The organism is Paenibacillus ginsengihumi DSM 21568, assembly GCF_000380965.1.
Lineage (GTDB): Bacteria > Bacillota > Bacilli > Paenibacillales > NBRC-103111 > Paenibacillus_G > Paenibacillus_G ginsengihumi.
Window position 1 is genome coordinate 1 of record NZ_KB905644.1, and the last position, 13611, is coordinate 13611.

At 57.0% G+C, this 13611-nt stretch carries 14 protein-coding genes; 3 read left to right on the forward strand and 11 right to left on the reverse strand.

Annotation, left to right across the window (positions count from 1 at the left end; genetic code table 11):
• Positions 1–199 precede the first annotated feature (199 nt).
• Together F591_RS0125530 and F591_RS29135 are read left to right on the forward strand one after the other, a co-directional pair.
• Entirely contained in the window at positions 200–1015 is an 816-nt protein-coding gene (locus tag F591_RS0125530; RefSeq protein WP_019537425.1) for a sulfite exporter TauE/SafE family protein, read from the forward strand.
• Positions 1016–1076: 61 nt separating this feature from the next.
• Positions 1077–2135, forward strand: coding sequence for a polysaccharide deacetylase family protein (locus tag F591_RS29135; protein WP_019537426.1), 1059 nt, complete (start codon positions 1077–1079; stop codon positions 2133–2135).
• An 85-nt stretch (positions 2136–2220) separates the two neighbouring features.
• On the opposite strand, the gene F591_RS0125540 is transcribed toward F591_RS29135, so the two are convergent.
• Complete coding sequence (locus F591_RS0125540; protein ID WP_019537427.1) at positions 2221–3321, reverse strand: TIGR04053 family radical SAM/SPASM domain-containing protein; 1101 nt, start codon at positions 3319–3321, stop codon at positions 2221–2223.
• A 178-nt stretch (positions 3322–3499) separates the two neighbouring features.
• On the opposite strand from F591_RS0125540, the gene F591_RS0125545 reads away from it, so the two are divergent.
• Positions 3500–3889, forward strand: a complete 390-nt coding sequence (locus F591_RS0125545) for a DUF488 domain-containing protein (RefSeq protein ID WP_019537428.1) — start codon at positions 3500–3502, stop codon at positions 3887–3889.
• Positions 3890–4039: 150 nt separating this feature from the next.
• Here the strand turns inward: F591_RS0125545 and F591_RS0125550 are convergent, their stop codons facing one another.
• The 10 genes from F591_RS0125550 to F591_RS30980 all read right to left on the reverse strand — a co-directional run.
• Positions 4040–4891, reverse strand: coding sequence for a cysteine hydrolase family protein (locus F591_RS0125550; RefSeq protein WP_245581134.1), 852 nt, complete (start codon positions 4889–4891; stop codon positions 4040–4042).
• A gap of 56 nt (positions 4892–4947) precedes the next feature.
• Positions 4948–6147 carry an amidase gene (locus F591_RS0125555; protein ID WP_019537430.1) on the reverse strand — a complete coding sequence of 400 codons (1200 nt, stop codon included), beginning with the start codon at positions 6145–6147 and terminating at the stop codon, positions 4948–4950.
• A 65-nt stretch (positions 6148–6212) separates the two neighbouring features.
• Complete coding sequence (locus F591_RS0125560; protein ID WP_245581135.1) at positions 6213–7064, reverse strand: fumarylacetoacetate hydrolase family protein; 852 nt, start codon at positions 7062–7064, stop codon at positions 6213–6215.
• Positions 7065–7085: 21 nt separating this feature from the next.
• Positions 7086–7913 (reverse strand): creatininase family protein, encoded by an 828-nt coding sequence (locus F591_RS0125565; protein ID WP_019537432.1) that lies wholly within the window; start codon positions 7911–7913, stop codon positions 7086–7088.
• A 135-nt stretch (positions 7914–8048) separates the two neighbouring features.
• Positions 8049–8510, reverse strand: a complete 462-nt coding sequence (locus F591_RS0125570) for a cupin domain-containing protein (protein WP_019537433.1) — start codon at positions 8508–8510, stop codon at positions 8049–8051.
• Positions 8511–8529: 19 nt separating this feature from the next.
• Positions 8530–10245 carry a CocE/NonD family hydrolase gene (locus F591_RS0125575; RefSeq protein ID WP_019537434.1) on the reverse strand — a complete coding sequence of 572 codons (1716 nt, stop codon included), beginning with the start codon at positions 10243–10245 and terminating at the stop codon, positions 8530–8532.
• 75 nt (positions 10246–10320) lie between these two features.
• A complete protein-coding gene (locus F591_RS0125580; RefSeq protein ID WP_019537435.1) occupies positions 10321–11412 on the reverse strand; it encodes an ABC transporter substrate-binding protein in 1092 nt (363 codons plus the stop codon).
• Positions 11413–11906: 494 nt separating this feature from the next.
• On the reverse strand, positions 11907–12512 hold the full coding sequence (locus F591_RS0125590) for an ABC-2 transporter permease (protein ID WP_019537437.1): 606 nt from the start codon (positions 12510–12512) through the stop codon (positions 11907–11909).
• On the reverse strand, positions 12505–13308 hold the full coding sequence (locus F591_RS29140; protein WP_083935623.1) for an ABC transporter ATP-binding protein: 804 nt from the start codon (positions 13306–13308) through the stop codon (positions 12505–12507). Before F591_RS29140 ends, F591_RS0125590 begins: the two co-directional genes overlap by 8 nt.
• Positions 13309–13354: 46 nt before the next feature.
• On the reverse strand, positions 13355–13611 hold a 257-nt coding region (locus tag F591_RS30980), incomplete at its 5' end, for a transposase (protein ID WP_211217633.1).

Here is a 13611-nt window from a genome sequence, read left to right on the forward strand (position 1 = left end):
GATAGACGCCTATGACGAGCGCTTCCTTACGTCATCGGTCGTCACCTGCGGTGTTGAAATTTTGTCGGCGTATATCGCCAAATTTTCAAGATAGAGTCCCCGTCCGCTCTGCCCCGAACATAGCAGGATGTTTTGCACTTCTTCCTAAGTATGCTAATATTTATTCACATTCATCATTAACGGAAGAAGTGAGCCGGACATGGTTTTATTGTTCTATACGGCGGTCGGACTGGTCGCCGCCGTCTTCGGCAGCCTTGTCGGGCTGGGTGGAGGCATTATTATCGTACCGGCCTTGGTGTATCTGGGGCCTCTTTTTGTCGGCAAGGAAATTCCCGTCGCGATCGCCGTCGGCACCTCCCTGGCCGTGCTGATCTTCACTGCCCTGTCTTCGACGCTGGCCTTCATTAAGCAGCGCAGCGTCGATTTCCGCAGCGCCCTGTTGTTTTTCCTGACGAGCGGCCCCGGTTCGCTCCTGGGCGCTTATATTACGCAGTTTGTCGATACCCGCTCGTTCCAGCTGTATTTCGGATTCTTCATGCTGCTGATGGCTGCGCTTCTCATTGCCAAAGGCTATTTGAAGCCGCTTAAGCTGCGCTGGAGCATCACCCGAACGTACACCGATGCGAGCGGGACAACGCATACGTACGGTTACAGCCTGATCCCCGCCCTGGCGATCGGGCTCATCGTCGGCTTTATTTCCGGGCTGTTCGGCATCGGCGGAGGATCGCTGTTCGTGCCTGCCATGGTTTTATTGTTCGGCTACCCGCCCCACGTGGCGACGGCTACCTCCATGTTCGTTATCTTTTTATCGGCGATCGCGGGAACAGCGATGCATCTACGGCTTGGCGAAGTCGATCTGTGGATGGTGCTGGGACTGGCGCCCAGCGCCTTGATCGGCGGCTGGCTAGGGGCCAGGATTGCCGGCAAGCTAAGCGGGAACCGGCTGCTGTGGGTGCTGCGCATTACTTTTGTCATCGTTGCTCTGCGGATGATCTGGGAAGGGTTGAGCGGTTAGGATAATTATTTCCCCTGCATCAAACACTACAACCAAACACCATCGTAGGGGAGATTGCTGAATGAAACGTATGCTGGCTCTTGTCGTTGGCATGGCCGTTGTCGCCGCAGGCGGCTGTCTGGAGACGCCTGCCCCGTCCGGTCCCCAGGGGACTTCTCATCCTCCGGCAGCGCTCCGCTCGAGCAAGACGGAGCAAAGCGCCGGTTCATTGCCGGAGGCAGCCCCCAAACCGCTTGTCCAAAACCATAAGCCGCAGTCCGACTTTATCGGCCCGCCCTATCGCCCGCTTGCCCGGGATGCAGCTCCGCAACCGGATCGTGCCCAGCCGCAGACTGCCGAGACTCCCCCTTCCCCGGCTGTCAAGCCGCCAGCGGCGGCGAAACCGGCCAAGCCGCCTGTGCGTGCGCGCAATACGGAGGTCGCAACCGGAAGCGCAGCGGCGCAAGCCGGCCGGCTTACGCTGGCGCAATTATCGAGGAAATATCCGCAATATTTCAAGTTGCGCGGTTCGTCGGAAGAGAAAGCGGTCGCCCTGACCTTCGACGATGCGCCGGACAACCAGTATACCGCCCAAATCCTCGACGTGCTTCGCAAATACGATGTGCGGGCAACCTTTTTCCTGATCGGCTCCTCCGCGGAAAAACACCCCGAACTCGTCAAAAGAATCGTCAAGGAAGGCCATACGGTCGGCAACCATTCTTACAATCATCAATTGTTCACCCGGCTCTCCGACGATGCTTTTCGCGAACAAGTTCAAAAGACGCAGCAAAGCTTGGGCCGCCTGGCCGGATACGCTCCCAAGCTGCTGCGGCCCCCGTACGGGGAAATCAGCGAAAGTCAGCTGCTGTGGGCAGCCGAACACGGGCTGCTGGTGGTGAACTGGAACATCGACTCGCTCGATTGGAAGCAGTTAAACCAAGCCCAGATCTTGTCCAATGTGATGAACAGCATCAAGCCGGGCTCTATCGTCCTGCAGCATTCCGGCGGCGGGCCAAGACAGGATTTGTCGGGGACGGTCAAAGCGCTCCCCCAAATCATTGAGACGCTTCGTTCCAAAGGATACCGACTTGTAACGGTCCCTGAGCTGCTGAACGTTCCCAAGCAGCAATCGGCCAAATAACTTGCGGGAACATGCCCAAATCCAAAAACAGCTTAATTAAGAGGATTCCTTTGCCTATTCGGAGATGATGTCGCTGCATGAATCGTTATGAAACAGGAAATTCCGGCCTATTCGGCATGTGGACGCAATAAGGATCGCTCTCCAAATAATCGCCGGTAACCGCGTAGGCTCTCGCTCTGGAGCCTCCGCAAATCTCTTTGAACTCGCAAACACCGCATTTGCCTTTTAACAGCGACTTGTCGCGCAGCTGCTTCATGACAGGCGAGTTTCTGTAAATGTGGGCCAAGGGCCGGTCCCTTACATTTCCGCATGCGATCGGAAGAAATCCGCTCGGGTATACTTCGCCGATATGGCTGATAAACACAAATCCGTCCCCGTCCCCGACACCTTTGGGGGCGCGCCCGAGCAGATCTTCCCGTTTGATTTCGGCGGAAGCCTTCATTTGGCCGCTTCGTCTTCTTTCCTGAAGAAATACTCTTCGGTAATGCGGCGCTTCGGTCGCTTTCACCCCGTAAGGCATCGTTTGCTGTACTCGAACGAGCCATTTCATCACTTCTTCATGCTGCTCCGGGGTAATCATGTCCTTTTCCATACCTCGCCCTGTCGGCACAAGGAAAAAGACGCTCCAGAGCACCGCCTCCATTTCCATGACTTTGTCTGCAATCGCCGCAAGATCGTGGAGGTTGTAGTTCGACACGGTCGTATTCACCTGAATGGGAATATGCAATTCCTTCAAATATTCGATCCCCCGCATCGTCAGCGCATACGATCCCTTCGTGCCCCGGAAGTGGTCGTGAATATCAGCGTTTGAACCGTCCAGGCTGAAAGCCCAACGGGACAACCCTACCTCCTTCGCTTTCCTGACGGCTTCACGCGTCACCTTGGGCGTTGCGCTGGGTGTCATAGATACGGACAGCTTCTTGTCCTCGATCGCGTAACGGGCAAGCTCGAACAAATCGGGCCGCATCAGAGGATCCCCTCCGGTAAACACTAGCAGCGGATGCTCCATATCGGCAATGTCGTCGATGAGCTTCTTCCCTTCCTCGAATGTCAATTGCCGCGGGTCTGGTTTATATTGCGCTTCCGCCCGGCAATGCAAGCATTTCAGTGCGCAAGCCCGGGTCACTTCCCAGATGACGATAAACGGGTTCTCCTTATAGTCCCTCTCCTTCATTTGGGACAGCATATCCTCACTCCTCTCGCGTTCCTGCTCCACTTATCCTAATATAGATTGATGGCGCGGAATGTGAGGGGAATCATAACGGGCTAAATCTTTTGTTTCAAAAGAGACAGGGCTAGCAATCAAGACTTGTGATATAATGATCGGACACAAGGTACCACGATCCACGAAAGATGGATGAGCTATGAATCGAAAAACGACTGAAGAGAACCGAATCTCCGTACAGATAAAACGCATTTACGAACCGCCTGCCCCCGAAGACGGCATACGCATACTGGTCGACCGGCTATGGCCGCGCGGTATTTCAAAGGGACAAGCTTCCATTGACGAATGGATGAAAGAAATCGCTCCAAGTCCCGAACTGCGCACATGGTTCGGCCACCGACCGGAGCGATTTGAGGAATTTACAGACAAATACGAACAGGAATTGTCGTTAGATCCGACTCGATGCGGACTGGTCGATCGGATCTGCGAGCTTGCGGTTCACAACAACGTCACTCTTGTGTACGCCGCGAAAGATCCCTTCCACAACCACGCTGTTGTTCTGCTGCGCTGGATACAAGGCCGCCCTTAACCTGAACGGTTATTCCGGTACCCGGACTGCTCCCGGATCGCCCCCATCTTCCCCCCGGCCGCCCGCAGTTCGAACAGCCCGCCGTCCCCTCGCGCAAACAGCGCGTTATGGATAACACGAAGCTTATCGTTCGCTGCCCTCTCCCTCCCGCTATAATTCGGCCAGCAGCGATGCCGCGTCCGAGACGAAACCGTAACATTGCTTGATGTTGTAAATCGTCGCCTCCGCACAAAACGGCGGGGAAGTCGTGGCGCTGCAATCTTCCAGCAACACGGCATCGTAGCCGAGACATACCGCGTCCTGGAGCGTCGCCATGACGCACTGGTCCAGGTTGACGCCGGCAAACAGCAGCGTGTTGAGACCAAGATTGCGCAGCACGCTGTCCAGCGGCGTGTCCCAAAACCCGCTCATTCGGTATTTATCGATACGGATGTCCGATTCATCCGCCTGCAGCTCCGACACAATCGCCGCCCCCCAGCTGTCCTTCTCCAGCACGCGCGACCCGTTCCCTGGCAGCGGCCCGCCCAAGCCGACGTCGTCTCCGCTCGGGTTGTAGACGTGCAGCACGGAAGGGCTGAGGTTAAGCCGGTCCGGACGGTTTCCCCAGTTGACCCACAGGATGGGAACGCCGGCGGCCCGCAATGCGGGCAGGAGCCGGCCCAGGGGCTCGATCAGCGTTCGCGCCGGCGTATAATCGACTCCGATATAATCGAGCCACCCCCCGGGGGAACAAAAATCGTTCTGCATATCGATGACGAGGAGAGCGGATCGGGCCAAATCGAACGTGACCCGCTGCGGCAGAGCATGAATCGTGACCGGCTTCGGGTCCGGTGTCCGCCTGCAAAGATCGGCGCGGTCGCCCGACACCCGCCAATGGTTGCGGGCGTTTCCGAGAATCTGCATCGTCATTCCCCTTTCTCTTCTACCGTCCGAAGGCGTCCCCGCTCTCGGGGCAAGATGCGCGCCCGCAGCCGGCGCCAGATGATGCGGACGGACCATCATCGTTCGGGCTCTCATACGCTGCGATTCATGGCAGTTCCGCTTTTCGTTCCGTTGTTTCAAGTTTGAATCGTCTGCGCAGCTCGCAGGTCGCGGGCGATGTGTCTCACCCATTGCAGCAGGGGAACGTCACGGCCCGGCCCCGCGATGACGGACAAGCCGATCGGCAAGCCGCCGATTCTCGCCCACGGCAGCGTCACTTGCGGCAAGCCGCCCAATCCGGCGATGCAGCACAGCTGCAGCGTTTTGCCTCGCCAATCCTCCAACTTCTCCCCTGTCGTATTGCGCAGCGGAGCCGGACCGGGCGCCGTTGGCAGGACGATCAAACCGTCGTCTCCCAGCAGATCGATCAGACGCCGCCGAATGTCCGCGCGGGCGGACTGTTCCTGCCGGATATCCCGGTCCTTCAAGGTGCGGCTCCAGGCGAACCGTTCGGCAACGCCCGGCCCGAAACGCGGCTGCACCCGCTCGATCCATTGGTGATGGGTGCGCCATACGTCCGAACCTTGCAAAATGCGGAAAACGCGCATCCACTCCGCCAATCCATCCACGGCGATCTCGGCTTCCCTATAGGATTCAGTGAAAGCGGCGATCCGCCGGATGAGCGGCTCGACCTGTTCCCGGCATTCCGGGGCCATGACGGCCAGCAGGTCCTTGCCGATCACGATGCGTCGAATCGGAGCGTCGACCGCCCTGTCCCCCGTTCCGACCAATGCGCGCCCGACTTCGCACAGCACGCGGGGATCGCGGGCAAACCAACCGATCGTATCGAAGCTCGGCGCGAGCGGGACAACCCCGTCAACCGGAACGGCGCCGTAGGTTGGCCGGAAGCCGTATACGCCGCAATAGCTTGCCGGAATGCGGACAGACCCTCCCGTGTCCGTGCCCAGCGCAAAGTCGACCAATCCGGCCGACACGGCGACGGCCGATCCGCTGGAAGAGCCCCCGGGGATGTGACGCTCCGCTTGCGGGTTGATCGGCGTGCCGAAGTGGTAGTTTTCCCCGTTCAAGCTGAACATCAGTTCATCCGTGTTCGTCATCCCCGCAAGTCTGGCGCCGCTCTGCAGCAGCATGTCGACCGCTGCGGCGTTGCGGCGGGCGGGCGCATGCGTCCGTTTCCAATCCGGGCTCCCCGCCCCGGGGACATACCCTTCGATATCGAATACGTCCTTAACGGCAAAGGCAAGGCCGTCCAATGCTCCCGATTGCGTCGGTTCCAAGCCGATTTCGGTGCAAAAAGCGCCCCATTGATCCTTCATGGGCTCCATCTTCCTTTCCGACTCGTACCGGTGCTCCTCAAGCAGGGACCGTCGAGGGCTTTCTCTTAATATCTTGACACCCGGTTCATCAACGGCTCGAAGCCATCAATCCGGCACTCCACGACATCGCCGTCGCGAATGACGACCGCTCCCGGCGTCCCGCTCAAAATCACGTCCCCGGGAAGAAGCGTCATGACCGCGGAATGAAATGCCACGATCCAGCAAGGAGGATAGCGCATATGAGCGATCCGGTTTTGATGCGCGACGCTGCCGTTCAGAACCGTGGACACACGCAAGGTGGATACGTCATCGATTTCATCCGGCGTAACGAGCACGGGACCGAAACCGCAAAACGTATCGAAGCTCTTGGCTCGCGTCAGAAACCGCGGATTTTTCTGGTGGATGTCGTCGGCCGAGACGTCGATGGCGGTTGTGTATCCGGCGATAACGCCGAGCGCTTCGGCAGCATCCACATCTTTACATCTTTTCCCGATCACGACGGCCAGCTCGGCTTCGGCGACTGTCCGCTCCGACTGCCGCGGGATACGGATGGCTTCGCGATGGCCGATGATCGTCGTATCCGGCTTCATGAAGCCCACCGGCTCGGCGTCGGCGGGCGTTCGCCGCAGTTCGGCCTCATCGGCCGCATAATTGAATCCGATTCCCCAGATTTTGCGGGGATGGCGGTACAAGGGCGCATATTCCGCGTCCGAGGAATCCGTCAGGGCGGCCAGCCTTTCCGGGTCTGCCGCATCGTACCACGCCCGGATATCTTCCAACGCGCCCGCAGCGATGATGTCCAGTACTTGGACAGGCCATCGCTTGCCTTCCGCGCGATTGACGGCGTGGATCGGAATCGTCCCCGCCTCGGTCACGATGCAAGCCGTTTCGGCCGCCCCGTCTTTCCGTGTGGCCATGCGCATAGGTCAATCTCCTCTTTATTGGGGTGATAGCGCCGCTTTCTTCTTCACGGCGGATATGTCGAACATGCGGATTTCCAGCAGCGCCTCGCTGAGCGCATCGGCGATGCGATCCAGGATCAGCTCTCCTTTTTCCGCCGTGGCCCTTGTTGCATCCCCCGCGATGCCGCTCTCGGAGATGTCGCTCATGACCCAGGCGAAGCGGATCTTCCCTTCCAGCGTCAAATACCTGTAGCGCGCCACATCCGGCATTTCTGCCGCTCGCAGCTCGTCATGCACCCAGTTCGGCTTGATCGCCATAACTAGGGACGTCTCCACATCGCCGCCGTGAATGCCGAATTCCCGCTCCTCTTCCGAAATGAGATCGCTCACCGCGCCGACACTGCCCGGACTTACATAGAACACCATCAGCCCGGTCGATAGGCGAATTTCCCGGGCGGCGACGTTAAACAGATCGGCGTTGCCGCCGTGCGTATTGAACAACAAAAGCCGCCGGAATCCGCTCTTGTGCAAGCTGAAGGCGATATCGCACAATATGCCGTGCAAGGTCGCCGCCGACAAAGAAATCGTGCCGGGAAAATCCAGGTGCTCGTTGCTTTTGCCGTATGACACAGGAGGAAGCAGCCATATGTTGCTGTCCGGAGGAAGCCGCTCCATCGTGCGGGTAAGCACCCCTTCTCCGATCAACGCATCCGTCATCACCGGCAAATGCGGTCCGTGCTGTTCCACCGCCCCGAGCGGCAGCACGACCAGCGCGTCGTCCTTCGGCATATCCCCGACTTCGCGGGAAGAAAGCCGGGTCAGCAGCCGCTCTTCCCAAGCCGTACCTTCATATCGCTGAAACATGGGCAGCCCTCCCTTTGCGTTCGTCATTGTTTGCGCTCTTCGCTTTCCACGACTCCTCATTTAGCCCCCATTACAGCCCCTAGCCACAATTTCTATTGCCTATTTCATTTCGCGTGGTTGTGCATCTTCATGCTGTTAATCAGCGCTCGACGGTTCGATCGTCCGTACGGTCCGAATCCCCTTCAGCGCCTCAAAGTCTTCGTCATCGAGCGCCGCCTCCGGTCCGGACTTGATCAAGTCGGAGAACTGTTCGTCCGGTACCATAGTGGTCAATACGTACAGCCTTCCGGAGCCGGTATTGTGGACTTCATGCGACAGTCCAGGCGGAACGACCAGGTACGCCCCCGGGGCGAGCACGATTTCCGCTCCCGCGATGATAGCCTTGCCTTCGCCGCGGATGACGTAAAAATATTCGTACGCTTCTTTATGCACATTCGGCGGCGTCTTGCCCCCCTCGTCGAAAATTTCCACGACGGATACGAACGGCGCCTGCCCGCCGTCGCACAGCAGCACGAATTTGTTCGTATCTTTGTCGGATATTTTTCGTACCGGGCAGCTTTCCAACGCTCCGGCCAACAATCCGTTTGCGGTCATCATGGGCCATCTTCCTTTCTCGCTATTCGTTCGTTTCGTATTCTGGTTCATACTCCGGTTCGCGCACCGGCAATTCGACGAAGGCCGGCGCGGCCGGGTCATGCAGTACGGCGATCGTCGCCATGTGAAGATGCTCCGGACCGGCGCCGGGAATGCGCTCCTCCGGCATCCGGTTCGGATGGCGCAGGAACAGGGGAAACGCGCTTCCGGTCAGCTCAAGCCGGATCGATGCCCCTTCCGGCAGCGCGGCGGCGAACGGCCACATGGGGATTTGCAGCAGTGCGCCGTCTTCTCCGGCCTCCTCTTCCGGCACCTCCGCCCGGCCGATGGACAAAAACCGGGAGCTCCCGTCCGCTCCGACAAGCGTCAGAATCGCCACCACATCGGACGGCCCGCCCGCTACCTGGCAGCGGAGCGTCACGCGCGGGGCTCCGGCCGCATGGATGCTGCGGCCGAGCGGCCCGCCGGTAAAATTCAAGATTTCATACCGGTCCTCCAACCCGCTCCGATCTTCGGGGAGGTACGAGCCGCACGGCATCGGCAGCCGGGCGTCATACACGAACACGTCCGCGCCTGCCGGATCGTCCGTACCAGGCGGCGTCTCGGATAGCCGGCCGCCTCCGGAAGCGCCGTTGGCCGGGTGGCCGGCGGTGGCAAGATACCAGCGTTCCCGCGCAGCGCCGTCGCTTGTGCCGAGCAGCGCCATGTCGTCCGCGGCCGCCCACCGGTTGCTCCCGGTCTCGAAATAGCGGACGGCCGGGCGGCGATTCGGGGGCTCCCCTTCCCCTTTCAGCCAATAATTGAACCAGCGCACGTGCTCTTCATGAAGGCGGCCCGTTGCGTGCGGACCGTAATCGCGGCCTCCGGCCCGCCGTCCCCACGGGATGTGCGCCCAGGGGCCGACGATCAGCCGGTGGGATGCGTCCGGATCGCGGTTCGCCGCCCGCACGGCTTCGAAGCTCTGCAGCGTGCCGAGCAAGTAGTTGTCGAACCATCCCCCGATGTGGAGCGCCGGAATTTGCGCCTCGCACACATCGTCCAGCCAGTTGCGGCGCGCCCAATAATCGTCGTACACCGGGTGGGAACACCAGTCGTAATAGGTCGGAAAATACTTGGCCAACACCGGGTGCTCCTTCGTTACCGGCAGCTGCCAGAGCAGCGCGTCCGGCTGCCTCATCATCTGCGTACAGATCGCCTCCGCCTCGCCGTCTCCCTCTCTGCGGGCCGTGTCCCGGGCGAGCTGAAACGCCCACGGCAAAAAGCTGCCGACAGCAAACCGCCCGTGAGGATAAAACATGCCGTGGTACAGGTCGGCGGCGCACATGCCCGGCGCGATGGCGGCCAGATGGGGAGGGCGGACGGAGGCGGCGGCCCACTGCGTGCTCCCTTGATACGAGAAGCCGTACATCCCCACTTTTCCGTTCGACCCGGGGAGCGCCGCCGCCCATTCCACGGTGTCGTACCCGTCGTCTGCCTCCTGCACGAACGGTTCGAATTGTCCTTCGGACGCCCCGCGACCGCGAACGTCCTGAATCACGACGATAAATCCTTGCTGCGCGAACCATACGGGATGCGCGTAGGTGACTGTCGACGCGAGCGCCTTCCCGTACGGCTGCCGCATCAGCAGCACCGGGTGCGGCCCCGGTCCCGGCGGGCGGTAGATATCCGCGTATAAGGTCGTGCCGTCGCGCATGCGGCAAGCCGCATTGTATTGTGTATCGATGCCGGCAAACCTCATTAGATGACGCCTCCTCCGTCTGGAATTACATCGTTGTCATTCGAGCATTGTCAACACTGCCGTCGCTAAGCCTTTTTATTTCGGCAAAAATTCGGTAGTGAACACGGTCTTGACGTCGATCGGTTGTTTCAGCAATTCCAAATCGAGCAGCTGGTTCATCAGCGTGGTCCAGCGTTCTTCGGTCATATGTCCCACGCCGTGCGTCTCTGCGTCGAATCCGTACACGAGCGGCTGCAGCGCCTGCGCGCTGTATTCCAGCTTTTCCAGCGGCATATCCGGGTTTTTCTCCTGAATGTGCTTGTTGATTTCTTCAGCGTTGTCCTTATAGTAATCCCAGCCCTTGATCGATGCTTCCACGTACGCTTTCACGATATCCGGGTGCTCCCGCAAGTATTGCTCGGTCGTAAACAGCAAGTTGCCATAAGGCATATAGCCCGAATCCGCGTTCAGCAAATAGCCGACTTCCACACCCTCCTGCTCCATCGTATACGGTTCGGAAGTCATATAGATTTGCGTAACCGCCTCTTTGTCTTCAATGAAGTTGATCAGTTGTCCCGTGTACTTCATTTCCTGCACGTTGTCCAGGTTGAACTTCTTCTTGATGAACTCCCAATACGCCACGCCGCTGCCCACATACACTTTACGGCCGTTCAAGTCGTCGAAGCTGTCGATCGGCTCGCTCTTGTGGAACATCAGCGCCTGTGGATTTTTTTGAAAAATGCCGGCGATGGCCACCAGCGGAATACCGTTCTGTCTGGCGAACAAAATTTCGTCCGCCTGCCCCATGCCGAACTGAGCCTTGCCCGACGCGACAATCTGCGTCGCCGATATGCCCGGTCCGCCGGATTGAATCGTCATGTCCAGGCCGGCCTCTTCATAGAAGCCCTTAACCAGCGCGGCGTACTGTCCGCCGTGCTCCGCCTGGGCGAACCAGTTCGTAATCTGCGTGATCTTCGTCTGCTCCGCCGGCGGTTGTTCGGCAGGTTCCGTCCCAGGCGTTTCTTCACCAGCCGCACCCGTTGTCGCCGGAACGTTGGGCTGTGTACCGGCGCCGGAACCGCCGCATCCCCCGATGATGACGATGACGGCGGCGAGCAGTACGGCAGCAAGCAGCTCTGATACCCGTCGGGGTGCAGCGCCCGTACGTCTTTTTCGAATTTCCTTCATGGTCTCCCCTCCGATTCTGGATATGAAAAATAGATGTACCCGATCAGCGGGTCATTTCCGATTCGTACCAGGAGACGAGCATCCTCTTGGAGAAGGCGCCAACGAGCAAGCAAAAGCCGATGCCCATAATCGACGCCGTCGCTTGTACCTCCTGCCTTTGCATCACCTCGTGCTTTGATTTATGTACTTATCTTAGATTCCGAGTGATCTTAGTGTCAATTTATATGACACATATTTTGTGATAATGAATAAGGAATGAGCGATTTATTGTGTGGAACGCACAGAGAAAACGGAATTTCAGGGAAACTTTATGTTATGAAAAATAACAAAATCCGAAGGGTGCACCTCCGGATTCTTACTGAGCATATTCGATTCGTACTGCCAGCCTCTCAGAACGTATCAAGACGAATTCTGTATTTAACAGGTAATTTCTTGGAAAAATAAAAATTTCCAATTTGCGTCACTGGCATTGCTTTTATAACTAATGCCTATTCTCAGAACGCTTTGCGCTGGTAAATGACCGTGGTAACCCCCCAAGAAACAGCATAGACTGCCATGACCACAACTGCAGCTCCCGTATATATGACCGGGCCGGAAAATCGCTCCAAAAACTCCGAAATAGCCGTTACATATTCGGGCAAGGCACGGGACATCCGCAGAAAAACGAGCGAAATGAGAATAAAACTCGTAAGTACAACCGTTGAAATGTAACCCGGTTTAAGAATTTGGAACAGCGGAAACGTTAACGAGGCAAATACCAGGAACAATCCGACTGCTATAGCCACATCCGTCCAGGTAAACATTTTGTCAAACACTAGTAGAGCCAGACTGGTTACGCCGATCGAAGCCGCCATGTACACAATAGCCCCCAAATATCGGGCAGCGATAATCTCCGTTCGCGTATAAGGCAAGGAATTCAACAAGATATTGGTCTCCGCTTTTTCATCGTAAGCATAGGCGTTGAACGGAATAAAGATGGAGGCCACCAAATAAGTCAAAACAGCCGGACTGCCCATCAAAATAAAGAACAGGATATAGGGTATAAAGATCATCAGCTGTTTCTTCTGCAGGATGATGTCCCGTCTAATCAGATTAAGCACGTTTCGCATCCCCCTTTAAATGATACATAATATCTTCCAATGAGGCTCGTTCCATCACCACTTGATTGCCGAATAGATCGATAACGTTTGCCCGATCATCCGTTAACGCTTCAAAACCGGTTGATGTGCGGCGAATATGCAGAAAAGCTTGCTCGGTGTCCCGATCCAGAAGATCCGTTGATCCTTTCACGAGCGCATAGTTCTCAGCTACATCGTGAATGGACTGGTTAAATACTAATTCTCCATTTTTGATAAATGCGATATAATCCGCAATACGATCCAAATCTGTTGTAATATGCGTCGAGAAGAAAATCGTGCGGCTGCCGTCAAGCATTAATTCCTGCAATAAATTCAGCAGCTCCCGTCTGAAGATGGGATCCAGGCCCGCTGTCGGCTCATCCATGATGATCAACTCCGCCTGATGAGAAAGGGCGATCGCCAATGACGCCTTCATCTGCATTCCTTTGGAGAAAGTTTTGATCGCTTTGTTCAGCGGCAATTCGAATTGTTCCACATATTGATAAAACAATGCATCATTCCAACGTTTGTATGCCGGTCCAACAATGCGTTTGATATCTTTCAAGTTCAACCCTTCAAAAAATACATTACCGTCGTATACAAACCCGATGCGCTCCTTAATCGCCTTCTCATGCGTCTCGTAGTCCAGCCCGAATAGCTTAACGTCCCCTGCATCCGGCCTTAATAGATTCATCATTATTTTTATCGTTGTTGATTTACCGGCCCCATTTGCTCCGATGAATCCCGTTACAAAGCCTTGCTTCACGTGCAAATCCATATTTTTAACGGAAAAATCGGCTCAACATCAAAGTTAGTGCTTGACTTTATGTACCAAATCGTTCACGGTTACATTCGACCAGAAGTCCTTGTACGTAACGTTCCCGGTTCCGGGTGAAGTAATGTCGGCGTTGAAAGGCTTTCATTCGGTTGTTTCTTCCTTCAACCGCCGCATTGGTCCACCGACAGGAGTGATAATTGACGATCTCCGTTCGCCAGTTTCGCATCGTTTTGATGCAGGTGGCTACTGCCGGATGCTGAAAATGTTCCCCTTGTCCCAGCCAGCGGTCAAACCAGATGGCAG